Genomic DNA, 24,359 nt, shown 5'->3' on the forward strand with positions numbered 1-24,359 from the left:
AAAATTCCACAAAAGAGATATTAACGCCGCCAGTAGAGGCGCAGCTTTGCTGCGTCCTACTGGCTGGCTTTGTTAGTTTCTGTTGCCTGTAATGTTTTGGCATACTCGCCAATGACTTTTTCTATACCTTGGGGAAGCTTGGTTTCGCAAGTTACTTTCTCCGATTTTAATCTGAGAGGCTTTTCCTCTGTTTCATCGCCATCTTGCGCTTCTTTATTTTCATAGTAAGATCTATTTGTATTACACACTTTAACAGGCTTCCCAAGCTCTACTATAAATCTAAGCTTCTCTGTTTCATAGAATTGTGGTAGCTCCTCCTTGAGCACATCGAAAGCTTCACGTAGACCGTCCTCTAAACGACGCCTAAATTCTGCTCTTTTTAAGTTATCCCCAAGAGATATAACTAGCGCTTCGACTTTTTCCGCCTGCTCAGTATTATTTTGACTTACTAGCTGTCCTTTCCTAATGCTTAACGCGTCTAGAGTTTTGGTGCTATAAAAACCCTTTGCTTCAAGATCATTTAATTCAAGTCTATAAAAATCGTCTTGTCCTAGCGCTTTTATTTCAGCAGCGATTTGCTCTTTTAAATCAGGCTGCACCATAGCTTTTGTTGACGAATCAATAAGAACGGTTCCATTAATGGCGCTTTGACAAAGTGCAAATACTGCATCCCTATAGAGTTGTACCGTTTGAGTTCTTCGATATAACTGACTGATATTCTGAGAGATGGACTGAGATAAACTCGCTCCTAGATTTCCTTGATCTTTTACATCCGCCTCCAACAAGGCTGAAAATGCCTCCGAGATCGTATTAGCAGCTTCTGGCGGCGGTTCAACACATATTTGACCACTGAGGATGTCAATTATTGCAACTCGTCGATTTGCATCTGTAGCTGCTACTCCGAAACTCTTCAATACATCGTCTTTGGCTTCAAATTTCTCCGTTAAAAGTGGTCTTTCACGAGGTGAAGTGAATGCTGTGCATCCTGAAATCAGGGCTAAGAGTATGCTCAGATAAATATATTTCATTTTTACATCTCCATTGCTTGAATAAATTGAGGAAAATAACGCCAAGCTCACCGGCCATATTGCAGAGAGCATTTTTGTGTAAAAATGGAATGAAGCGACTCACACAAAAACGAGCGTAGCAATATGTGTCCGCGTGCAATTTTTTGTTAGACTTTTTCACTTAGAAGCCCAGACCGATTTATGATTACCCCACGAGCAAATTTAAGTTTATCAATCAAACCTGCTTGCGTCTTGGGAGCCTCATCTGAATCACCAAGTGGGCAATAGCTACCGTCAGAAACAATACCAATTTCGCAGTTTCCATGTATCGAATTAAGGATAAGCATTTTATCTTCATCTTCTTTAACAGGTGATTTTAGGAATCTATTAAAGTAGTTAATTTCCTCATTCTTAGTCATATGGCTAACTTTAGAACAATAATTCTCACTACATTGAACACTAAGTTCATTAAAGAGAGTGTTAAAAATAGGTTCATAGCGATTAAATTTAAATTCATCAGGTAGCTCTGTACTTGTTTCATCGAATTCTTCAGGGTTGAACAGCAATTTAGCAGTTATCTCCTCACCAGACCTAAAAAGAAGACATTGCATTAAATAGGACAAGCCCTGAATTAATGGAGTTTGTTCTCTATTTAAAGCACTACATTTAAATATAAATGGATATACATTTAGCATCCCAGTTGCAGCAACAGAGAACAGCCTAACTTCATCTAGATCTAGCCCCCACTGGTGGTTAACTAAATCTCCATAAGCCACCTCTGCCAAAACTGCTATTAAAGTGAGATATGAGTTTTCATAATACTCATCCCTTTTATCCCATAATTCATCTAGCTCGCCCCCAGCAGGAAGGAGCATTAAGTTTGAAAATTTGGATTCGATAACTTTACAACGTCCACTAAATGCAAGCGATGATGGAAGGAACTTGGCTAATGTCCGTGGGTTTTTTCTTAGGAGAAGCTCTAGATCGTGCCCTTGCCAAACTGAAATACTCGGAGTTTTATGTGTACTTTGAAAATCTTTGATCCAATCTAATGTGGGGTTGGATATTGTAGCATTGGTGATAATAAGAACGTTATCTTTAGTGTTATTTCCAGAGGCGTTTAATATCGTACCTTGAACTTGTGATTTTTCTAATTGTTTTTTCCGGTATTTTACTTCAAACCAGTACTTTTCTTCTTTAGAAGCTGAAGGCAGAATAGTCCAAAATGTTGCCTCTAAATCACGCCCACCATCAGTAGCAGAGTTACCTTCTCCTCCTTTCCTCCACGTTAAATTAGAAAAGCCCATCTCATCCAATAAATGAAATATTAGATTCTCTAAGTCTATGGGACTAATTTCGGAAAAGTCTAACCGTTCCTGTAAGAAATCTATATCTGTAAGGTTAACTGATATGTCCGTCATCTACACCTCTGTTTCATGGATGCCTAACAGCTTAATCAATAGACTTGCTCCACTTATCACCATTCTCTTGATCAAAAGTAAAGCTTAACTAGATTTAAGCACTTTTATCAATAAAAACAAATGTTTATATGCTAACAGCTGACAGATATCTTTTGTCTTTAAGAAGTCAGAAAAGATGTACTGCACAATTTTTTTCCTTTATCAATATTACTGATCCTTTATATTTCAATAACTTGGATTACTATGAACTGATCAAGAGAACAGGTCTACTGATCTTGGATTAATTCCATATCATCAATGGCTGCTAAGCGAATATCAACCTCCTAAAAGTTAGTGCAAGTAACTTTTAATTTATCTCACCGAAATCTTTACTCAATGACCGCAAAGGGCGAAGAGCCGTCATCAGCTCATACTCCGCCTTACAAACCAGAAAATCTATTACACGTTATTACATCAATGATCGTTCTGGGCGACAAACTCCCATTCACTACTAGTGTAAATGAACATTTTCGTGTCGTGTATGTATTTGAATGCCACTATTAGAGCACAATAGAAAATAGCCCTGATAAAAATATTATGACTATAAACTTAGAAATGTTTTTTTAAACTTTAGGTTTAATATTTCCCTTCTATGGCTTTCCACAAAATATTACCACTTGCAACCTGTTTACAGGCGGGGCGGTAGGTAAGGGCCGGGCTAATAAAGAGAGCCTTTGGGCGTATTTGAGTGTGTCCGATAACAATATGCACCTGATTATGCGGGGTAATGCTTCGGGACGGGGCTTTACCATCCCGGACTGGCTACTAGACAATGTCAGTGAAGACCGCTACAACAATGCCGTGAATAAATTTCAGCATTACGATACGGGCACGCTGCCACAATAAGCCCACACACAGCAACCGCCAAGCTTGTAAAATAACAAACCTAAACAACCACCCAAGCCACATCGTGGCTTGGCTTTTTGTATTAATTTTTTATCTGCACACCTTCATCAAATTGATTTGAATAACCATTGCCCAAATCCGTTGTGAAAAACACACCTTTCAAGTCGGCTTCCTCAATTGCATCTTTGACAGCTTGATTACATTGTGGTGTCATATGCGCATTAAAATCTGCACGAAAAACAGTCCAGCCTTTTACTTTATTTTCATGAAAAGCTAGGCTTTCTAAATCACCCCATTGATTCTTACGGCTTAGTTTTGTATTAAGCCCTGCGACATCCTCAGCAACCCGAAGAGGCGTAAAAACATAAGCCATATCCCCATGTTCATCAATAAGAGGCAAAAACTCACCATCATTTTCAATAAGAGGCTTAAGTACGTTATATGCTCTTTGACTAAAATAAAAACGTCCTTGTTGTACCGTTATTTCGGGTCGTAATAGTCCCTTATCTTCCTTGCTGTTAGATGTAAATGTCACACGCAAAGGTTCTTTAAAGATAGAAGCATGGCGAATAGGCGCACCGTTCATATCAATGCGATGGTCAAGTTCATTGTTTGACAGTTTAATAATTTGCGCACTATCCCAAATCATCGAAACATAATGGCGGCGGTCAAAAACAATTGTATAGAGGTTCATAAATCAGTAATTCCTAACGCCCCGTTTGAGGCATGACATTAGGTGGAACACTCCCACTTTGCAAGGCAATACGAATTAAACGCAATGTATTAATAAGTGCCTCTGGTGTCTTAATATTCTGGGGGTTAATTTTGTTATTAAGCCAAAAATAATATTCAGTATGATGAATACGGCAATGTGGTACAGCGTGGCGAAGATAGTTAGGCATATATTTACGGTCATCCCAGTCTTTAGGCAACCAGCATCCATTAAACGGATCATCAATGCGTATTCCCGCCCACGCCAATAATAACCGCAGCATCAGCATGATGACCCGATATAATAGCATGGGCATCGCATCGAGAAGAAGGACGCGGATCACCAGCACGGCGCATATAACCCGCCATGCGCTTAGATGAGTGCGTTTCAGCCTGTAGCTGTTCTTGAGTCATATTAGATGCTTGGACGCGGTATTTGTCCAGAAAATCACCCACCTGCGCCCGTGCTCGAAAGGCCATAAAATCCGCTAATGCTGGTTTTTTAATATTTGCGAATTGAACAAGCAAGCGTTCAATATGCGTTTTAGGTGGTTTAATATCGGGAAACATTCAGCGATCCTTGTATGTGGGGTAAGAATGAAGATTAATTCGATATTTTACCAGCCGTCCTACATTTCAATGGTTAGCCATTCGCGCCAATAATGAGTATAAAACGCCATTTTTAAGCAATATATTAATTTCTTATGACGCGAGCATGATACGTTCATGCCGCGTCATATTACTCCATGAAACGCCTTTCCAGGAATGGTATGAACCGTCTGATAAGGTGCCAACTATTCTGACCCGCAACACAAAGGTGAAAGCACGATGAATAATAATGATATCCTGCTAAATCAAGGGGCAAAAGACTGTACGTGTATGAATCGGTCACCCTAATTAAATTACACCTGTTTGCAATTATTATTCACTGATACGAATATCATTGATTACATAAGATAGAAAATGATGCTCTTGAATTAGTGCCGATGCTTTTTTAATATCGGGAGCAAAGTATCTGTCTTTATCATAAAAAGCTACAGCACTTCGCAATAGAGCCTTTGACTTTTCTAATGTTTTCGATGATTTTAGTGGTGCTAAAAAATCTAGACCTTGGCTAGCAGCAAGCCATTCAATCGCTAAAATACCATTAGTATTCTCTACCATATCTCGCAATCTTCGAGCCGCAAAAGTTGCCATCGATACATGATCTTCCTGATTTGCAGAGGTTGGCATACTGTCGACAGATGCAGGGTGAGCGAGGGTCTTGTTCTCACTTGCTAGAGCAGCGGAGGTAACTTGTGCAATCATAAAACCGGAGTTTACGCCTCCGTTGTCCACTAAAAAGGGAGGTAAGTTACTTAACTCACTATCAATTAATAAAGCCATTCGACGTTCCGATATAGCGCCAATTTCAGCTATTGCTAAAGCTAAATTATCTGCTGCCATTGCAATAGGCTCGGCGTGAAAATTGCCGCCGGATAAAATATCATTATCACCAGAAAAAACTAAAGGGTTGTCTGAAACTGCATTAGCTTCAGTAACAATAATGTCTGCTGCATTGCGTATTTGCTGTAAGCATGCTCCCATTACTTGTGGTTGACATCGGAGTGAATAAGGATCTTGCACTTTATCACAATTACGATGAGAGTCTTCGATCTCTGAATGATCTAATAAATCACGGTATGCAGCCGCCATATCAATTTGCGACTGATGCCCTCTAGCTTCATGAATGCGAGCATCAAATGGGCTGCGAGATCCTTTAGCTGCCTCTACCGTCAAAGCACCAATCACTGTAGCAGCAGCGAGTAAGTTTTCTGTTTCTAACAATCCTTGTAAAGCAAGTGCTGTTGATGCTTGAGTTCCGTTAAGTAAAGCCAATCCCTCCTTCGGTGCTAGAGTCACAGCTTCTAAGCCAGCAATTTCAAGGGCTATTTTTGCAGAGATAATTTCACCTCTATGGCTCGCCTGCCCTTCGCCTAAAAGCACGATACTCATATGAGCAAGAGGTGCGAGGTCGCCTGAAGCTCCAACTGAACCTTTAATAGGAATACAAGGATAAATTTCATGATTAAGTAAGGTAATGAGAGCTTGAATTACCGATAGCCTTATTCCAGAAAATCCTCTAGCTAAAGAATTAATTTTCAACAGCATTAATAAACGCACCGTGGCATCATCCATGTAGTCACCCATGCCAGCAGCGTGAGAAAGTACAATACTACGCTGCAATGTTTCTAGCTCTTCGGCGGCAATTTTAGTGTTAGCCAATAAACCAAAACCGGTATTAATACCGTAAACTGTGCGACCTTCTGTAACAATGTTTTTTACAGTATCAGCAGAAGATTCAATCGCTTCAATAGCACTATCATCAAGACACACAGATAATGCTTGCTGATTAGCTAAAGCGAGCTCTTTTAAACTCAATTTACCAGGCTTTATAACAAGTGGTTTCATAATTTTTCGCCCTATCTCCTCGCTTTATTTTTCTGTTGAACGACTCAACATAGGTAGATCAAGACCGTTTTTTTGCGCACTAGCGATAGCGATGTCATAGCCGGCATCCGCATGTCGCATAACACCAGTGGCGGGATCATTCCATAGTACTCGACTTACTCGCTCGCCTGCTTTTGCAGTTCCATCACATACTATAACTACACCAGAGTGTTGACTAAACCCCATGCCAACGCCGCCACCATGGTGCAGACTTACCCAAGTAGCACCACTGGAAGTATTTAATAAAGCATTCAATAACGGCCAATCCGATACTGCATCAGATCCATCTTTCATCGCCTCGGTTTCACGATTTGGTGAAGCCACAGAACCAGAATCTAAATGGTCTCGACCGATAACCACAGGTGCTTTTAATTCACCACTGGCCACCATGTCATTAAATGACTGACCAATACGAGCACGGTCTTCCAATCCTATCCAGCATATACGCGCTGGCAAGCCTTGAAATTGAATTCTCTCGCGAGCCATGTCAAGCCAGTTATGTAAATGTTTATTATGAGGAATTAATTCTTTTACTTTGGCATCAGTTTTATAGATATCTTGCGGATCACCAGATAAAGCGGCCCAGCGAAATGGCCCAATGCCTTGACAAAATAAAGGACGAATATATGCAGGTACAAAACCAGGAAAGTGAAAAGCGTTTTTAACACCCTTTTCTAAGGCCATTTGCCTAATATTATTTCCATAATCAAGTACTGCAGCCCCCTTATCTTGCATAGCCAACATAGCTTGTACCTGACAAGCCATTGACTCTTTAGCACTATTAATTACATCTTGTGGATTTTGCTCACGCATTTTTTTAGCATGTTCCAAAGTCCATTGTTGTGGCAAATAACCATTGAGAGGATCATGAGCGCTGGTTTGGTCTGTTACAACATCAGGCGTAATGCCACGCTTAACAAGTTCAATATAGATATCTGCGGCGTTAGCCAGTAAGCCAACCGTAATTGTAGTGTTATCATGTTTCGCTTGTTCAATCAGTCGCAATGCTTCATCAAGGCTAGTAGCTTTGGCATCGAGATATTTTGTTTTAATCCGAAAATCAATACGACTTTCATCAACCTCAACAGCTAACATGGAAAACCCTGCCATGCTGGCCGCCAAAGGCTGTGCTCCCCCCATTCCTCCAAGTCCTCCCGTTAAAATCCATTTACCACTGGCATCACCAGAGAAATGTTGTGTAGCAACAGCACCAAAAGTTTCATAGGTTCCTTGCACAATACCTTGAGAACCAATATAAATCCAAGAACCAGCTGTCATCTGGCCATACATCATAAGCCCTTGCTTATCCAGCTCATTAAAGTGATCCCAATTAGCCCAATGAGGCACTAGGTTTGAATTAGCGATTAATACTCTAGGCGCATCTTCATGAGTGGTAAAAACACCCACTGGTTTGCCGCTCTGTATCAAAAGTGTTTCGTTATCATTTAAACGCTTTAATATATCGACAATTGCATCGAAACATGGCCAGTTACGTGCTGCACGTCCAATCCCGCCGTAAACAACCAATGCCTCAGGATGTTCTGCTACCTCAGGGTCTAAATTATTCATCAACATACGTAGAGCAGCTTCAGTTAACCAACTCTTAGCCGATAGGTTTGTCCCCGTTGCGGCTTTGATAACACGGTTTTTGTCCATGCGTAGATTATTCATATATCACCTTAAAAATTTAAATGACCACCCAGACGATAACGATCACCAGGATGATACAAATATGCAAAGTTAACGATATCTAGTTGCTTGGTCTTAGCATTTTTTTTACGACTATATGTTCGCCGTGAAACTTTCAAACAATGGGTATTTTTTTTCATTGCTAAAAGCTTGCATACTTTACTACTGCCATTGATCGCCTCTATCCAATGGTCAGCTTCACTTAAAGGAGTTACTTGTGTAAGGTAGGCGCCTGGAGTGATCTGAGAGAAATCTTGCTGCAAATAATCAGGCACTAGCTTAGCGTTGACAAAGCGTTCTTCTAATTGAATTGGCAAATTATTTTCAAAATGCAAAACCCGGCTAAACCAATACTTCTGTCCCGCATTAAGTGCCAGCAGGTGTCTCATTTTCTCGTCACTTATACGCTCTTCCAAACACAAGACTTCAGCTTTATGAGAATGACCTCGTTCGGCAATTTCATCGGCGATATTACGTATCTCTAATAACGAGCCTGTCGGTAATTGCTCAGCTACAAAGGTACCCGCACCTTGTATGCGTTCCAGCACACCGCTTTGAGTCAATTCACTTAACGCCCGCCTAGCAGTCATGCGGCTTACCAAAAATTGTTCAGATAATTGATTTTCCGATGGCACTGTATCACCGGAAACCCAAGAACCTTTCTCAATTTTATCGATAATGTGTTGTTTAATAACTTCAAACCGTGGCTTTGGCATGTTTTATATATCATTAAATCTATTTAGATACGCCCTTCAAGGCCTATTAGCAGACATTAAATAAGCAATAATAAGAAAAATAATAGTTGAAACAAGTTGTATATACAACTAATATTTTCATACCTGTAAATCAATAAAGCACGTTAACTGGTTCTATATCGAGTACGACATTGATGACTGTAGATGGCATTATATATAACGCGACTATCGCCACCTTTGATGAGCAAGTAAGCGCACCTTATGGAATGATTGAAAATGCGTTTTTAGCTTGGCGAGATAAGAAAATCGTTGCAGTAGGCGATAATATTGACATGCAAGCTTTTAATGCCAAATACGAGCTTGATGCTCACGGAAAATTGATCACACCAGGCTTTGTGGATTGCCATACTCACTTAGTCTACGGCGGCGATAGAGCCAAAGAATTCGAATTCAGATTACAAGGAAAGTCTTACCAGGCTATTGCCAATGAAGGTGGCGGTATTATGAGCACGGTAAACGCATCGAGAAGTACTAGTGAAGATAATTTATATAACATTGCCATATCTCGAATAAAACGTTTACAGCAAAGTGGTGTCACCAGTTTAGAAATAAAATCAGGCTATGGCTTAAATTTTGAGAGTGAGGTCAAATTACTTCGTGTTATTCAAAGAATAAAACAAGATAGTCCATTAAATATTATTGCAACATGTTTAGCCGCTCATGCTGTACCAAAAGATTTTAGCGGAACTAAAGATGATTATATTCAATGGGTATGCGAGGAATTACTACCCGAGATTAAGCAGCTCGGATTGGCAGATGCCGTCGATATTTTTTGCGAATCCATTGCCTTTAGCCAACAACATGCACAACAATTATTCTCAGCTGCGACGAGCTTAGGATTGCCAATTAAAGGCCATGTAGAGCAACTAAGCCAGTCACAAGGCACAGATATTGTTTGCCAGTACAATGGTTTATCTGCAGATCATTTAGAATATGCTGATGAACATCAAGTAAAGAAAATGAAGGTATCTGGAGTTATTCCCGTACTACTACCAGGAGCATACTACTACCTGAATGAGAAACAAAAACCACCCATACAGTATATAAGAAAGTACAATTTACCGGTAGCTATTGCTACTGATTTAAACCCCGGTAGCTCACCCATATTTTCTATTCTTACAGCGGCTAATATGGCATGTGTATTATTTGGCTTAACTCCTGAAGAAGCCTTAAAGGGAATTACGATAAATGGCGCGAAGGCGCTTAGACTAAATAGTAAAGGGGTAATTCAAAAAAATTCCGATGCCGATTTTATTTTATGGCCTATAACGAATCCCTGTGAACTAGTATATGAAACCCCTGCTGTGTTACCCAATAAGACTTGGATAGCAGGACATCAACAAGAAATTTAAGTTTAGAATGTTTCTATTAATATGTTACAAGAAATAGATACCAATATCTGGCAAGGTAGAGTTGATCATGAAGATGGCGATAATGGACTGCGCTGGCATCAGAGACTTAGTAGAACAAAAAACCCTATCGATTATGATAAGGCTATAGTCATACTAGGTTTTGCCTGTGATGAAGGTGTACATCGAAATCAAGGCCGTATAGGTGCCTCTCAAGGCCCTGATCACATACGTAGATCACTCGCTAGTTTAACGTGCACAAAGCAATTTAATTTTTTTGAATACGGCAATGTGGTTTGTGTAAACAATAAATTGGAAGATAGCCAAGAAATTCTCGCATACCATATAAATAATATACTTGAAAGAAATGGAAGACCTATAATTTTGGGTGGTGGCCATGAGGTGGCATGGGCATCATTTTCTGGCATACAGAAATACCTAGCCAAAAAAAATAAAAGCCCAAATATGGGAATTATCAATTTCGATGCACATTTTGACTTACGTACTCCCAACTCCACCTCTTCCTCGGGCACTCCTTTTCGTCAATGCAATGAATATTGTCAACAGCAAAACTTGCCTTTTCATTATTTTGTTGTCGGGATAAACCCCAGTAGTAATACTCATGCTTTATTTGACTATGCAAGAAAAAATAATGTTAAATGGCTTGAGGATACTGAAGTCTACGAAGGGAATAATACAAAGATATATCAGCAACTTGACGATTATATAAAGGATTTAGATTATCTATATCTCAGCATATGTATGGATGTATTCAATAGTGGATATGCACCTGGCGTTAGTGCTCCTGCAGCATTGGGAATAGAACCTCAAATTGCTATAAAACTGATTCGCAAAATAAAATCACTTTGCGCGAAGCATGAAGTTCATTTACTGCTTAGTGATATAGCGGAAACCAACCCAAAATACGACCGCGACGACCAAACAGCAAAACTAGCAGCACGCTTAGTATATGAGATAGTAACTAGAGACTATTAACTTACCTTAATAGAATCTAGTTAAATAATGGTGTATATTTTTTGGGAAGCTTATCTATTTCTTTAATTTTTATATCTTTATAAAAAATTTCAGCGGCTTCGCTTTGTAACTGTATTTTCCCTTCATCTAAAGGAATAAACTTTTCATCTTTTTCATAGCGTGAGTTTTTTAGTACCATAACGACCTTGCTGTTAACAATATGCAAACTCTTTCCTTCGTGGCAAATCAGGTCGAGGCTCGTCCACTCCCCTTCAGGACTTTCATGATTGTCACTGCGAATTACCAACCCTTTAATTTTTTCTTTATGGCCAACAGATAAAAAAGGCTGTGTGGTACTGGCAATAGGATTCATAATATACTCTGGTGTATAAGCTCTGACATCCATAGCAGACGTAGCTTGACTCCAATAATCCCCCATGTGACCTTCCATAATTTGGAATTCTTGACCTTGCATCCATGAGCGCCAATACTCGGCCCCGTGAGGGCCAACCGAGTGATAGAGAATACCACTATCTTTTAACAATGCCTTTCTCGGGTTCCACTTCATTTCCCCCCAACGTACCTTCATATGCAAATGGTAGTTACGGAAACTCTGTTTAGTGATTAGGGCACCATAGATTTCACCAGATATTTTCAATATAGGTTCGTTATTCGTCTTAACTACAGAAAATATTCTGTCAGCAAGAGCACTATTTTCTCCAATAGGAGAGATAGGTTTGCCATTTGAATCAATAGGCTGAGAACCATCATAACCGGGCTTAAATGAGTAGCTTAGATAGTTATCCCATTGACTTAAATTATCATCAAGTAAAGATATCCATTCTGATTTTGAACTAGCAAAAGTAGAGGGCGTAAGAGATACAATAAAAATTAGCAAGAATATTCGCAGTAACATATTTTGGTAACCGTGGTATTTACTAATACCAAGTTGATACCATTTTCTCTATAGATGCAAGTTTTTATTTAGAGCTTATTAAGATCTGGCCACACATACTATTACCAGATGACCAGATCAAGATATTGAAGCGCTTACTGACAAGCACTACCCATCAAGCTAGGAATTTGCGCAGGATTAGCAGAGCTCTTTTCTCCCTGAATACCAAACTCAATGCTTTGTCCAGGTGAGATCGATACATTTGAAGCAACGAGATAAGGATTATTCCCGCTGAGCACAGCATTCCAATAATTTACTATGGTCGAGCCATCGTTGTATTCCCAGTTAAGCTGCCAATCTGTTAATACAGTGGTGGAATTATTAGTAATACGAATAGATGCAACGAAACCAGAGTCCCACTCATTTTGAATATTATATTCGCAGACAGTACTACCTGTACCAGGGATATTGTCTCCGGGAGTTGGTGATGTGTCGACACCACTACCTAAACATTCGGGAACAACAAAGCCACCATTATGACTCCCTTGAAAACCAAAATTATTAGACTGACCTGGAGCTAAGACATTATCACTAGAAGCAAAAATTATATGGTCTTCAACCACAACATTAGCATTCCAAAAGCCACTAATTTGCACCGGAACTTGTACAGGAATACTAATCTTCCAACCATTTAACGTTTCCGTACCTGTGTTGGTAACAACAATATTATTTAATACAAACCCTGAATTCCAAATATCAGCATTACCAATGTTACAGCTAACGGCCATTAGTTCATTCACCGAAATAGTTACCTTAGCAGCTTGCGATTGATTACCATCATTATCGATAACAATGTATGAGAAACTATCATTTCCGACGAAATCAGAAACAGGTGTATAAGTTGCAATATTCTCATTCAATACAGCACTTCCGTGCGTGGGGCTAGATAAAATCGAGTAAGAAGCAATTTGACCACCTGGATCAGACCCTAATAAGTTAATGTCAACACTTTCGTTTTTATTAGTAGTTACTATTACATCGCCGGCACTTGGTATTCCACTATTGCTGCTAGGCTTTATAATCTTAAATTTACCGGAAGTGTGTAATAACCCCAGCATGTATAATAGGCCGTTATAGTAGCGGTATTTTCCTGTGGGAATCGGCAACTGCCATAAGTCTTCCACAAACCTTTTAGCTATTGGTAAATCTGAAGCCAAAGCTGCCACAGCGTTCATTGCCACGTGCCCCTCACTGCGATATTCCACCTGAGGCACTCCGTCGTGAGTATACACAGTGACATAGTTACCTTGATCGTTATAAAAAGTCAGAATACGATTTGCTAACTCTACCGAACGCGGGTCGTCTTCAAACCACGCGTAGTCTACAGCTACATTTTGAATTGTTCGCATGGCATCAAAGGCTGAGAGATGGCTATTTGGATTAAAGCTCGTGACCTTTGGGCTACCATCAAAATTGGCATAATCGGTATATAATCCGGTTACAGGGTGAGCAGCATTTTCAAAAAAATCGCGGCTGGTCTCCGCCACTAATCGCCAGTAACTGTTGTCCTTGATAGCCCAACGAGACCAAAGCTCATAAAACGCGGGCAAGTGATAAGATGGATCGGTGAATGCTTCGGAACGTTTATCAGGTGTAAAAATAACCTGATTGTAATTAGGGTTTATAATTGGCACCTGTGTCGCATTAGTTGCTTTATTTACCATTTCATCCAAAATAAAATTTGCTTCGCGGCTATAGTTATAAATTCCCTCGCCATCACCCCAACGATTTGAAGCAAACATTAATGCCATAACAAAATATTCCTCACCATCAGGAGCCGCATTCTTATCAATCGCGGTAAAGGGTGCACTGGCTTGCAATTGCCAAGAGAAATATCCCTTCCGATCACCTGTCTGATGCTGCATTTTAGTCTTCGAGAAGTTCCATAACTTATCGAAGACTACTTGATCATTCATCATCACGGCTACCGTCATCCCATATGACATGCCTTCAGAACGTATATCATCGGAGTCAACAGCAAGAATGTAAGCCATATTGTTATCAACCTCGAAGTACACTTTTTCACTGCTCGCGTCGCCGTGGAACAACTGTTGATACGCACCTAAAACTTTGTTATCTACTTCCTGCTCAGAAGCGGCAATTCCCATTTCAACAAATAAATTTCTGTGTACTCCAGTTTCAAATGCTGGCGCAGCAACCCCATCGTGCAAGACAAAAAGCTGGCTCCATAATATGCATAAGAAGCCAAAGTTCTTAAGTTTTTTCATATTCATCGTTTTTAACCTTTTAAATGTGTAGCTAACAGACTACCTAGGAGCAGCCCATTTGAATTCAGGTTAAAAATGCTGTCCAGAGAAAAAATGTTCGAATGAAAGAAATTAGACGAACAGTTATAAGCCATTGATAGTAAAAGAAAATATTTTAAATTTTTTGAAAAAAATTAAGAAAATAAATTATTTTACGAGGTCAAATATACGCAACTATTAGCTCGGATAAATGCAGATAGCATAAACTTATACTTATAAGGTCAGTTACAATGGATTATGACACTAAAAAGTCATATTAAAGAAATGAGATATTATCGAATATTATTGATAACAGCACGTCTATATTCACTGGGAGTTTGCCCAACAAACTCTTTGAATTTAACATTAAAAGTCGTACGACTGGTAAAGCCTGCCAAGCTATAAATACTGGATATCTGCGTTCTTTTCCCCTGGCTTGCTAACAGCTTTTTGGCTTCCTCAATACGGTTTTGATTAAGATACTGATAAAAACTTATACCATAAAATTCATTTAACACGACAGAAAGTGCTCTAGGAGTAGTATTTAATTCATGGGCCATACGATCCAGAGTCATATTAGGCTGCAAATATGGTTTTTTATTTTCTATTAGCTGGCTAATTTTTCTTACATTGAAGTCCATGTCTTGTCTAAATTGAGGTTCATCTTCAATATGACTATGCTCATACATATTAGAATCAAGCCTAGCTCTCCAGAAAAAAGTAAATAAAGCAATTAACATTATAAAATTTAAATAAATTGCCGTTTTACCTATACTGCTCGCAATATTCATATTTTCTGTTAGATGATAGGCAGTATGTGCACTGAAACCAACGAACCAAATAAATAAATAGCCTCCCACAATCATCAATAGCTGATTGGTAGTGGTTTCTTTAAAAACATATTGTTTTTTTTCTGATACTTTCAAGCCATGCTTTATGAAAATATACAAGCTAGCAAAGCCATAGATAATCAAAGTTAGATGATATGTGGAGGGGTTCACAAAATTTCCTTGCCAAGTATAAAAATTACGATACAAGGTACTATTACTGTCATACGAGACAATAATAGTGAAAATGTAAACAAATAGTGGAGTAATATGGAAAATGGATTTGTTGGTGATATGATAATTTTTTATTACGCGGAAACTTACGTAAAAAAATAAGGTTTGGCCTTTAATATAGAAAGCTGCAATTAAAAAAAAGTAGAAAAAAGGCATCTGTGAAGCAATATAAGTCGCACCAAATAACGAATAGAACGACATGATGTATAATGTTTCTATCGCAGTGCAAACCAAAAAGACAGGAAGATAGAGGCGACTGCTACCTTTACTTTCCAGAGCCACCATTAATGCTAGGTAAACAGCGGCCAAAGTACTCATAAATAATACAAGATCATGAAAATTTAAAATATTAGATTCCATATTTTGTATCAGCGCAAAAAGTCAATCGTAGTAGTGGTTGGCTAGTTGTAATTGATTAACGCTATTATCTCATACAATCATTGTCATAGGCTTAACGACGGTTGATTAACACTAATTGAATCACACAGGCTGGCACGTCTATCGACAATTCGATATAAACATGGAGACTTATAAAATAAGCAAAGAGTTTTGCTTATTTTATAAGTAGATATTTTACTTAAGGTCTGATGGCAATCTAGGAGATGATAGTAACTCAGCAAACACTTTCCAGCGCTGATCGTCTACGCTGCCGGCTTCTTTTTCAATATGCTGGCGGACTAAGTCCTTGCCCAAGTTATAGTTAATAACATAGCTTCTATAAGTATCTATGAATTTTACTCTTTGTCGTGCTCTAGCAGGAGCCATAGCTGAATAACTCGTTAACCAACGAGCTGCTGCATCGGCATTAATATCACCATCGAGATAACGACGCGCGGCTTCATTGCCGGCATAACTTAAACCCGACATGGCTTCTTCTATTTTGTAGTAGAGCTCGGCGCGTTTTGGGTTTAAGCCCGCAATAGGAAATAAGTAATCCCTCTCAAACTGCCAGCGAGAGTCACCAGGAAAGGCCATCTGAATACCAAAATTGGCGCTCCCTTCAGCAATTAAAGATTGCGGACTGTACAGAGGGTAAACAGAATACTCTACCCAACTCTTGTCCCTCACTAAATGCTTTTCAAGCAGAGTGTTATATAAATGATGACCTGGATAGCCTTCGTGACAAGCCAAATCAATAGCGCGGCTAATAAAGATAGGCAAATCAGTGTTTACCTGAATTAAACTGTGATAGTTCCCCTGATACCAGTTGTAGCCACTCCAAGGCTTATCAGTAACATATTCAACGACAAAGCTCTCCCCTTCGGGTAGATCAATGTATTTCTGCGTGCGCTCACGGCATGCCTCAATAGCTCTTTTAAATACTGCGTCCAATTTTTTTGGTGGAATAATGAACTCTTTGCGGAAATTCTCAATACGTTCAATAAATGAATCCCCTTCGGCCCCATCCTTTACCAACAGCTCGTCTATCTGATCTACAATCTTTTGAAAGTGCTCCCTTGTATGGGTAGGGGCGACAGCATCATATAGTGCTTGAGATTCTTTATCAAAGCTCCAACGTTCCCCCTTAAGCATTTTGACATATGCAGACAATGCACCCAGCTGCCTCAGAAGGTAGCGGTGCCTAAGAACGACTAACTCTTCGCTAGACACTTCAACCTGGTTTAGTTGTTCAATAAGCGCAGTTGCACTGGATAAAATATCATCAAGTGTCTGCTGTTGAATATCCGTTTGCCATTTTTTAGGTCCATAGTATGCATCAACATATCCAGCATCATGTTGGCCCAAAGCTAACACTAAGCGTACATAACTTTCAGCTATGCCATCTAAATCCTTTGAATTCACCTTTTTTTGCGACGAACAACCGCTAATAACCAGCATAAAAGCCAGTAGACATAGTAAAATTCCAGTTCTCATTTGATGCCTCCTCTGTCAGAGATTAGTTTAGAGCTGATTAACTATAATAGGTTGTCATAAATGTGAGGAATTTTGTTGTCTGGTTAAACGCTTACTACAGCTCAGAGCTTCCGCTCCCAGCTCACGCCCCTTACCTACAACCCATGTAGACATAGTGAGGCTATGGGTAACGGAAGTAACAACAATAGACGGCAAAATAACCGTTTCTATTATGAACTATTTGTATTTAATTAGCTCTCTATACAGCTTACAGCAATTACTATATGGACGTAGGAGAGCTTAAGTACATCAAACATGGATCGGAAATCATCAAGGAGGCCAAGTATATAGTAATCATCACTACATAAGTGATGTAAATACAACAAAACAGTCTAGATGTTAGAGAATATTCAATGCTATATCCGTACATGTATGCAGCAATATTATTAATAGGTCTACTATCAAGCGCGACCAAGACTAGCGCGCAAACCCAAAATCCCCTATTTACTACTCATAAAGTAACGCTACCTTTTGCTATTAAGCAACCAGCCTTAGCAGCTAACCTAACCGAACACAAAGGTAAAGAGTTGATTTTCATTGGTACAGATAACAATGAAAAAAGATGGCTAAGTATATTCACATACGATCAGGGAAATAAACAATTTAGCCAGTTAGATAAAGTTAGCCTTCCGGACTCTGTAATTGCTTACGACATAGGCGTGGGAGAAAAACAGTCACTTTACTTTCTAACTAAGGACAAACTGTTAAAGTACATACCACCGAAAAAACAACAAGAGAATAACCCAAAGATCGAGGAAGCTCTTGCAATAAAATCAATTTTTTTATTAGATGAAGTACCCTCTTTAAAACAAAGAAACTTTGTTAAAGATATTAATGATGACAAAAAAGACGATATAGTTCTACCACATTTTGAACGTCTAAATTTATGGCTATCAGATAAGAATAGTGGCGGATGGACATATCAACCTATAGCTATACCGCCGTCGGTAAAATCAAATTCTAGTGGTGTTAGTTTCTCTCAGCCACCCTTATTTTTTATTGATATGAACTTTGACAACAAGAGTGATATTGTTGAGTCTCACCAGGAAGGCATTAATGTATATTTGCAAGATGATACAGGAAAATTTTCTTCGACACCGGTAGCTATTAAAATATCAGATGATATTCATAACCAAGAGTGGTGGGAGGTTGATGAAGATGATGGGCAGGGTTTAGACCAGAGTAAACTTTCTTATCGTTATTTGGAAAACGTTAAAGATTTGAATGGTGATGGTGCTCCAGATTTGGTTGTCCGTTTAACAAAAAGTTCTGGTGTTTTTAAACGTACAAATGATTATGAATTCTATTTTGGAGATAAAGAATCAGGCCTTACTCGATTTAAAAAGGTAGCGACAACTATGATCGCACCAGAGAAAACACTATCAGACCTTGTATTTGTAGATATTGATAACGACGGTACCCTGGAGGTAATGACATCTTCTTTTAATATAAGCCTAAGCAAAATTATTGGAGCTTTATTATCAGGAGGTATTGCGCAAAAATTTTTAGTATTCACGATGGACGAAAATGAGAGATTTCAAGAAAAGCCATTAGCCCAAAGAAAAGTCAAACTAAAGTTTAGTATCAGTCAAGGACAAAGTGGTTTTCCATTAACCAAGGTTATCGATGTCAATGGTGACAATTTTAAGGATCTTATTTTTTCAAGTGATAGTAAAAAGATTAATGTTGTACTTGCTCAAAAGAATAGCGAGAAACCCTATTCATCATCGGTAATTAAATTTGCTACACAGGTTCCAACTGACAGCGAAAATATTTTAGATGAGGATATCAACGGAGATGGTAAACAGGATATTATTATGCATTACGGCAGATTAGATGATGCCGAGCTACTAAAAACTGTTAATGTACTACTTGCCAATTGATAATTAAAGGAAATTTAGGGGCACAAGGATTATTAGAAGTACCCCTAATACTCTTTAATCTTCAAGTTTATCAAGCCAATTCTTTTTCAGAAGCCAGGAGCTTATAAGTAACACGACTAAAGCCCACAACATCGGCCACCATTGACGGATAACAAGATAAATAGGCATTACTACTAGTGTCATTTGCCAAACAACACCAATGGCAACATTTGTCATATCTCGGCGAAAATCTTGATTCCCTTTAAATTCAGTATCATTAGCACAGACTTTATCATGTATCGGTTGCCAAACCCCCCACGGTCTCACACGCTTATAAAATTCACACAGTACTTCTTCAGATTCAGCAGGTGTTAGAAGTGTACCGGCTATCGATCCTATTAAGCCAAATAACAATAGTAGAGGAAAAGCCATTAATGGCTGCACATCCGGCATAACTAAAGGTAAAATTAGTGAGCCTACTAGGCCTGCCATCATGCCCCAGAAGTAACCATAAGAATTGAACCTCCACCAATGCCATTTAAGTAAGTTCGATGCTGCATAACCGCCAAATAACGCTCCAAAAATCCATTGCATAATATCGTTAATGGTATTCAATAAAAGACCTAAACCCACCCCAACTACAACCAAAAGTATCGAAACCAAGTAGCCCACTCGTATATAAGTGCGATTTTCACCATTAGGACAAAAGTAGCGCTTATATATATCATTCACAAAATAGACCGGAGCCGCATTGACTGTTGCCGCAAAGGTCGACATAAATGCTGCCAATAAGCCCGCAATTAGCAGCCCAGTTAAACCAACCGGAACAAAATTATTAATGGCGTAAGGTAATATTTGTTCAAAATCAAAGTGACTGCCTTGCGATTGGATATCAGGTCCCATATAAACCAGAGCGAGTATTGTTAAACCCGCAACCATCATATAGCGGGGGAAAAACATCACTAAAGATACAAAACCACTCATTTTAGCCGCTTCTTTTGCATTCTTCGTAGCCAGGATTCTCTGCATATCATAGTTTGGTACAGGACCTGCCATACTTGATATTACACCTTTAAAAACCATCATCATTACCAGTAGGCCAAATAGCTCAAAGCCATCTTCATTCATTTTTACATTGACACTATCAATAACACCTTGCCAATTAAGATTTAGTGTCCAACCAAAAAATAACTCATCCCAACCATCTGGAGTAGCTTGCGCTAATTGCTCAACACTCACAGCTTTCATCGCAATAACCCCGACACTAATCGCTGCGATGGTCATCACTATAAATTGCACAATTTCAGTAAAAACAACACTGTACATTCCGCCTTTCACAACATAGAGAGTCGTAATAGCAAAAATAATGATCGCATAAGTATCAGGTGATAAGCCCCAGGGAAAGAAAATTGCTGCAAACTTTCCTATTCCCTTAAATGCATAAGCAATAAAACCAACAGCACTGACAATGGCGAAAATTACCACGATTAACTGACAAAGCTCCGAGCCTTTACCAGAGCCGAAACGCGTTTGTAGCCATTGAGCTCCAGTCATGACATTTGAACGGCGTAACCAACTAGATAAATAGACCATCAGGAATACTTGATTAAAAATGGGCCATAACCAAGGTAACCACGCGCTCTTTAATCCGTAGACAAAACACATCGACACCAACCACATAGTGCCGGTGATATCAAACATACCAGATGCATTAGAAACACCCAATGCCCACCAAGGAATTGTTTTACCAGCCAAAAAATACGATTTAATATCTTTGCTGGCAAGGCGAGAAACATACAAGCCTAACAGCAGAGTTCCTCCTATATACAGCGCAATAACAAGAATATCGATCCAGCTTAAATTCATTTAGAGCCCACCCTTGAGGGTATTTGCACAGGAAATTTATTATTTTTTATCAAAGCTAGCTGAGAATTTAAAGCATATCTGGCGTCGCTTCAACTCCCTAGTTTTTGTAAGGCTGAATAGGGCAAATAGGGCTCGATGAAGAGAACATCCCCCTTGAAAACGCTCTGGTTAACTCACGAGCTCGATAGATGCGGTTGTGACTATTTTTTCGTTGCGATAAAGCGGCTACGAGCAAACATCATTGCACCTTGCTCAGGTGAAGCTTTTACCCTGACAATATGAGGTTGATAGCTTTGTTTGAGGTGTGGAACGATATGAGGGGCGATACTGCCAACAAAGGCAATACGAGAGACACCGAAAGAAAGTAAACGCGTTATTACTTGATCGATAAATTTGGCGCCTTCCGCAATTAAACTTTGGGCGACATTATCACCATCTTGCGCATGTTTAAACACTGCAGGGGCATAGCGAGCAAACTCTGGAGCAAGTGCATTGTTCATCCTTTCTACCAGTTCCATAAGACTACTATCACATAATAGTTCTTTTGTTAACGATGTAGCAGGCCCGAGCTTATCAATATCTAATAACACCGCTTTCACAGCTTCAAGCCCAAACCATGATCCACTACAGGTAGCACCAATAGGAAAGCCATGACCACCAACAGGGTGCTCTTTTCCTTTAACAATAGCTAGAGCGCTAAATCCGGTACCAAGAATAATGATAGCTCCGTCTTCCCCCTCATGAGCCCCTAACGTCGCGACATAGGTGTCGGTAGTTATATAGAGAGCGTAGAATGGGTGTTGCCATTTAGCCAAGGCCTGTTGCATAGCTGGTAAGGCGAGGCCCGCGAGGCCTGCACCTACAACCAGATTAGCTAAGCCAATATCAGCACGTTGTAAATGCTCAATAGCACTGTTGACGGCCTGTAAAATTGAATCTAAAGTTTTCTCCACGCCATTAACAGGATTAGCAGATCCGGATCGTCCAGAAGCTAGAAGAGTGCCTTCTGCATTAAATATACTCGCCCGACAGTTAGTTGCACCACCATCAATCCCAACAAAGAATAAATTGTCATTAGCTAAAAGTGTTGCAATATTAGTTGGATAAAACATTGAATTGTGCACTAATTGGGTTCAAGTTGTATATGTTTAGAAAGTTTTTATAACTATTAACTTGGCGACTATTATTGCTTTATTTGTATAAGCATACTTTCTAAAGTTAGTCGCGATGGCTCACCGAGAAACGTATTATACAACACTTCGGCTAATCTTAGTCACTTCCATCAAGTAACACTTTAAATCAAGACAAAAGATCATGATAAGTTTGGTTTTATAAAAGCTATTAGAAAGATTTTTTCCTAGAGATAAACCTGAAAAATCACAGTAGATATTTTCAGATGCACTGCCTTTACTATAACTAATGCTAAAAAAAACCACCAATCACATCCCGACCTGAATATTCGATTCCTGAGCATCTTATTCCCAGAATTAGAAATAATAGTAGATCGCTAGAGACTAATAGAAACTGCTCTTAAGGAGCTCTAATTAGCTATTAGCTTTAATGACGAGATTAGCTAAGCGTTAAGATATGGGCAAAGCAATTAGCTGACCAATAAGACAAGTTTTAATAATTATAGATAAAGCTTATTTACAGTTTAAAAAAGATACTCTATCTAGACAATCATAGATAACTATAGTTTATTAAAAGCTTTTTGTGATAAGAATTACTTTAGAGTGCATGTGTTTCTTCTAGCGCTTGTTAACACTATATAAGCTTCATGTATTTGAAAAATTACCGACATGGGAATGACACATTGCTCAACGATAATCCCTGCGGAATTTTGACCTGCCTGATTCCTATTATAGATAACTTAACATAATAATTATATTCGGGTATTCGACCCTAACGATTAGCAATAGGTATTCACTCCAATATTAACTTACGAGGATATGATTAGTGATATCATTTAAAAATTTAATTTCATCTTTTTTTCTATTAATTATTACAAATCTTGTTTCAGCCGCCACAATTGATATTGTGACATATAATATCGAATGGTTGGGAAACCCAAGCAATTCTGACTTCAACGGTAGCCGTACACAACAAATTAATGCCGCAGCTAATGATATAATAAACGGTGGTGGAGAAATTTATGCCCTTCAAGAGATCGGAGGCAGTAGCGCACTTAACGATTTATTATCAAGGCTTAATACAATCGATAGCCAAAACAGTTGGTTGGGTGCTGTTAGTCAGCCTTCGGCAAGCCAGAGTCTTGCTTTTGTTTATAAAAGATCTGTTGTTAACAGCGCGAGCTTTCAAACTATATTGACCAATGAAAGTAGTCATAACTTTGCGGGCCGTTACCCTTATCTAATGACAGCAAGCATAAGTGTAGGTAACACTAATAAACAATTAAACTTGATAAATTTACATCTAAAGTGCTGTTCCGGTTCTAATAATTCGAATCGCCGTGCCGGCGCGATGGCTAAAGTTGTTAATAGACTACACAATAGCTATAGAACAGATAATATGATTGTGTTGGGTGATTTAAATGTCGCTAGCCAAGGTGGCGCTAATGGCGAAATAGCTAATTGGGGTATTTACGGTGATCGAGATAATGATGGCCGTGCGGACTATAGTCATGCTGCAGGTTCTGTGGCAGACCGCCCATATGATCGTAATAACCCTGATAGTGATATCGACCATATCCTTATTTCTGATGAACTAAAGGCTGCTTGGAACGCGGTATCCTCTAGTGTTCGCAATAGATATTTAGAAACAACAGTATCCGATCACAGCCCTGTTAAAACTACTTTAGAAGTATCTTTATTTGATTCATCAACGGCTAATCCAACACCTACACCTGCACCAATCCCTTCCGCGATGAGTGTAAGCGATGCTTTAAGTCAAAGTTTTGGTAGTTCACTAACAGTTGCGGGCATTATTGTTGAGGAGTTCAACAATATATACGCGTTAAAACTACGTGATATTAATAATTCCAGTAAGGAGATCATCATTAAATTGGAAAGAAACCAACGAAACACGTGGAGCCCACGATTAAACCCTAGCGTTATAGGAAAAACTATTGTAGTAAAAGGTAGACGAGATACCTACTCCAACCGCCCCAGCGTTGAAAGAGTAACAAGCATCCGAGATGCCAGTAATTAATTGGA

At 39.1% G+C, this 24,359-nt stretch carries 19 protein-coding genes; 5 read left to right on the forward strand and 14 right to left on the reverse strand.

The window, feature by feature from the left end; all coding sequences use genetic code 11:
- Positions 1-56: 56 nt before the first annotated feature.
- Positions 57-1,028: a hypothetical protein gene (locus BVC89_RS26065; protein ID WP_086934022.1), complete on the reverse strand. Its 972-nt coding sequence runs from the start codon at positions 1,026-1,028 to the stop codon at positions 57-59.
- A gap of 146 nt (positions 1,029-1,174) precedes the next feature.
- Positions 1,175-2,428, reverse strand: a complete 1,254-nt coding sequence (locus BVC89_RS26070; protein WP_086934023.1) for a restriction endonuclease — start codon at positions 2,426-2,428, stop codon at positions 1,175-1,177.
- Between the two features lie 723 nt (positions 2,429-3,151).
- Between BVC89_RS26070 and BVC89_RS29985 the strand changes: the two genes are divergently transcribed.
- Positions 3,152-3,313, forward strand: a complete 162-nt coding sequence (locus BVC89_RS29985) for a hypothetical protein (RefSeq protein ID WP_158658135.1) — start codon at positions 3,152-3,154, stop codon at positions 3,311-3,313.
- An 82-nt stretch (positions 3,314-3,395) separates the two neighbouring features.
- On the opposite strand, the gene BVC89_RS26075 is transcribed toward BVC89_RS29985, so the two are convergent.
- The 6 genes from BVC89_RS26075 to hutC all read right to left on the reverse strand — a co-directional run bounded on the left by BVC89_RS26075 (position 3,396) and on the right by hutC (position 8,919).
- On the reverse strand, positions 3,396-4,007 hold the full coding sequence (locus BVC89_RS26075; RefSeq protein ID WP_086934024.1) for a hypothetical protein: 612 nt from the start codon (positions 4,005-4,007) through the stop codon (positions 3,396-3,398).
- Positions 4,008-4,020: 13 nt separating this feature from the next.
- A complete protein-coding gene (locus tag BVC89_RS26080) occupies positions 4,021-4,308 on the reverse strand; it encodes an AHH domain-containing protein (RefSeq protein ID WP_158658136.1) in 288 nt (95 codons plus the stop codon).
- Positions 4,268-4,504, reverse strand: coding sequence for a hypothetical protein (locus tag BVC89_RS26085; RefSeq protein WP_158658137.1), 237 nt, complete (start codon positions 4,502-4,504; stop codon positions 4,268-4,270). The genes BVC89_RS26080 and BVC89_RS26085 overlap by 41 nt, the downstream gene beginning before the upstream one ends.
- Positions 4,505-4,945: 441 nt before the next feature.
- Positions 4,946-6,475: a histidine ammonia-lyase gene (gene hutH, locus BVC89_RS26090; protein ID WP_086934027.1), complete on the reverse strand. Its 1,530-nt coding sequence runs from the start codon at positions 6,473-6,475 to the stop codon at positions 4,946-4,948.
- A gap of 24 nt (positions 6,476-6,499) precedes the next feature.
- Positions 6,500-8,185 (reverse strand): urocanate hydratase, encoded by a 1,686-nt coding sequence (gene hutU / locus BVC89_RS26095; protein ID WP_086934028.1) that lies wholly within the window; start codon positions 8,183-8,185, stop codon positions 6,500-6,502.
- Between the two features lie 8 nt (positions 8,186-8,193).
- Positions 8,194-8,919, reverse strand: coding sequence for a histidine utilization transcriptional repressor HutC (gene hutC, locus BVC89_RS26100; RefSeq protein WP_086934029.1), 726 nt, complete (start codon positions 8,917-8,919; stop codon positions 8,194-8,196).
- A 173-nt stretch (positions 8,920-9,092) separates the two neighbouring features.
- Between hutC and hutI the strand changes: the two genes are divergently transcribed.
- Positions 9,093-10,310 carry an imidazolonepropionase gene (gene hutI / locus BVC89_RS26105; protein WP_086934030.1) on the forward strand — a complete coding sequence of 406 codons (1,218 nt, stop codon included), beginning with the start codon at positions 9,093-9,095 and terminating at the stop codon, positions 10,308-10,310.
- 21 nt (positions 10,311-10,331) lie between these two features.
- Positions 10,332-11,303, forward strand: coding sequence for a formimidoylglutamase (gene hutG, locus BVC89_RS26110; RefSeq protein ID WP_086934031.1), 972 nt, complete (start codon positions 10,332-10,334; stop codon positions 11,301-11,303).
- Positions 11,304-11,319: 16 nt separating this feature from the next.
- On the opposite strand, the gene BVC89_RS26115 is transcribed toward hutG, so the two are convergent.
- From BVC89_RS26115 to BVC89_RS26130, 4 genes are all read right to left on the reverse strand, one after another.
- A complete protein-coding gene (locus BVC89_RS26115) occupies positions 11,320-12,198 on the reverse strand; it encodes a 3-keto-disaccharide hydrolase (protein ID WP_086934032.1) in 879 nt (292 codons plus the stop codon).
- Between the two features lie 134 nt (positions 12,199-12,332).
- Positions 12,333-14,471: a glycosyl hydrolase family 8 gene (locus BVC89_RS26120; RefSeq protein WP_086934033.1), complete on the reverse strand. Its 2,139-nt coding sequence runs from the start codon at positions 14,469-14,471 to the stop codon at positions 12,333-12,335.
- Positions 14,472-14,776: 305 nt separating this feature from the next.
- Positions 14,777-15,409: a helix-turn-helix domain-containing protein gene (locus tag BVC89_RS29990; RefSeq protein WP_158658138.1), complete on the reverse strand. Its 633-nt coding sequence runs from the start codon at positions 15,407-15,409 to the stop codon at positions 14,777-14,779.
- Positions 15,410-16,117: 708 nt separating this feature from the next.
- Positions 16,118-17,419: a hypothetical protein gene (locus tag BVC89_RS26130; protein WP_216825053.1), complete on the reverse strand. Its 1,302-nt coding sequence runs from the start codon at positions 17,417-17,419 to the stop codon at positions 16,118-16,120.
- Between the two features lie 392 nt (positions 17,420-17,811).
- Here BVC89_RS26130 and BVC89_RS26135 point away from each other — a divergent pair, with 392 nt between their 5' ends.
- Positions 17,812-19,341, forward strand: coding sequence for an FG-GAP repeat domain-containing protein (locus tag BVC89_RS26135; protein WP_086934035.1), 1,530 nt, complete (start codon positions 17,812-17,814; stop codon positions 19,339-19,341).
- A gap of 54 nt (positions 19,342-19,395) precedes the next feature.
- Here the strand turns inward: BVC89_RS26135 and BVC89_RS26140 are convergent, their stop codons facing one another.
- Both BVC89_RS26140 and BVC89_RS26145 read right to left on the reverse strand, forming a co-directional pair.
- On the reverse strand, positions 19,396-21,186 hold the full coding sequence (locus BVC89_RS26140; protein WP_086934036.1) for a sodium:solute symporter family protein: 1,791 nt from the start codon (positions 21,184-21,186) through the stop codon (positions 19,396-19,398).
- A 200-nt stretch (positions 21,187-21,386) separates the two neighbouring features.
- Positions 21,387-22,298, reverse strand: coding sequence for a glucosamine kinase nucleotide-binding domain-containing protein (locus BVC89_RS26145; protein WP_086934037.1), 912 nt, complete (start codon positions 22,296-22,298; stop codon positions 21,387-21,389).
- A gap of 844 nt (positions 22,299-23,142) precedes the next feature.
- Between BVC89_RS26145 and BVC89_RS26150 the strand changes: the two genes are divergently transcribed.
- Positions 23,143-24,354, forward strand: coding sequence for a hypothetical protein (locus BVC89_RS26150; protein ID WP_086934038.1), 1,212 nt, complete (start codon positions 23,143-23,145; stop codon positions 24,352-24,354).
- Positions 24,355-24,359: the final 5 nt, after the last annotated feature.

This window comes from Agarilytica rhodophyticola, from assembly GCF_002157225.2.
Lineage (GTDB): Bacteria > Pseudomonadota > Gammaproteobacteria > Pseudomonadales > Cellvibrionaceae > Agarilytica > Agarilytica rhodophyticola.

Bases quoted from the DNA above. Each gene is read 5' to 3' on its own strand.
- BVC89_RS26065 (WP_086934022.1), bottom strand. From the start codon at position 1,028: ATGAAATATATTTATCTGAGCATACTCTTAGCCCTGATTTCAGGATGC.
- BVC89_RS26070 (WP_086934023.1), bottom strand. From the start codon at position 2,428: ATGACGGACATATCAGTTAACCTTACAGATATAGATTTCTTACAGGAA.
- BVC89_RS26075 (WP_086934024.1), bottom strand. From the start codon at position 4,007: ATGAACCTCTATACAATTGTTTTTGACCGCCGCCATTATGTTTCGATG.
- BVC89_RS26080 (WP_158658136.1), bottom strand. From the start codon at position 4,308: ATGCTGCGGTTATTATTGGCGTGGGCGGGAATACGCATTGATGATCCG.
- BVC89_RS26085 (WP_158658137.1), bottom strand. From the start codon at position 4,504: ATGGCCTTTCGAGCACGGGCGCAGGTGGGTGATTTTCTGGACAAATAC.
- hutH (WP_086934027.1), bottom strand. From the start codon at position 6,475: ATGAAACCACTTGTTATAAAGCCTGGTAAATTGAGTTTAAAAGAGCTC.
- hutU (WP_086934028.1), bottom strand. From the start codon at position 8,185: ATGAATAATCTACGCATGGACAAAAACCGTGTTATCAAAGCCGCAACG.
- hutC (WP_086934029.1), bottom strand. From the start codon at position 8,919: ATGCCAAAGCCACGGTTTGAAGTTATTAAACAACACATTATCGATAAA.
- hutI (WP_086934030.1), top strand. From the start codon at position 9,093: ATGACTGTAGATGGCATTATATATAACGCGACTATCGCCACCTTTGAT.
- hutG (WP_086934031.1), top strand. From the start codon at position 10,332: ATGTTACAAGAAATAGATACCAATATCTGGCAAGGTAGAGTTGATCAT.
- BVC89_RS26115 (WP_086934032.1), bottom strand. From the start codon at position 12,198: ATGTTACTGCGAATATTCTTGCTAATTTTTATTGTATCTCTTACGCCC.
- BVC89_RS26120 (WP_086934033.1), bottom strand. From the start codon at position 14,471: ATGAATATGAAAAAACTTAAGAACTTTGGCTTCTTATGCATATTATGG.
- BVC89_RS26130 (WP_216825053.1), bottom strand. From the start codon at position 17,419: ATGAGAACTGGAATTTTACTATGTCTACTGGCTTTTATGCTGGTTATT.
- BVC89_RS26135 (WP_086934035.1), top strand. From the start codon at position 17,812: ATGCTATATCCGTACATGTATGCAGCAATATTATTAATAGGTCTACTA.
- BVC89_RS26140 (WP_086934036.1), bottom strand. From the start codon at position 21,186: ATGAATTTAAGCTGGATCGATATTCTTGTTATTGCGCTGTATATAGGA.
- BVC89_RS26145 (WP_086934037.1), bottom strand. From the start codon at position 22,298: ATGTTTTATCCAACTAATATTGCAACACTTTTAGCTAATGACAATTTA.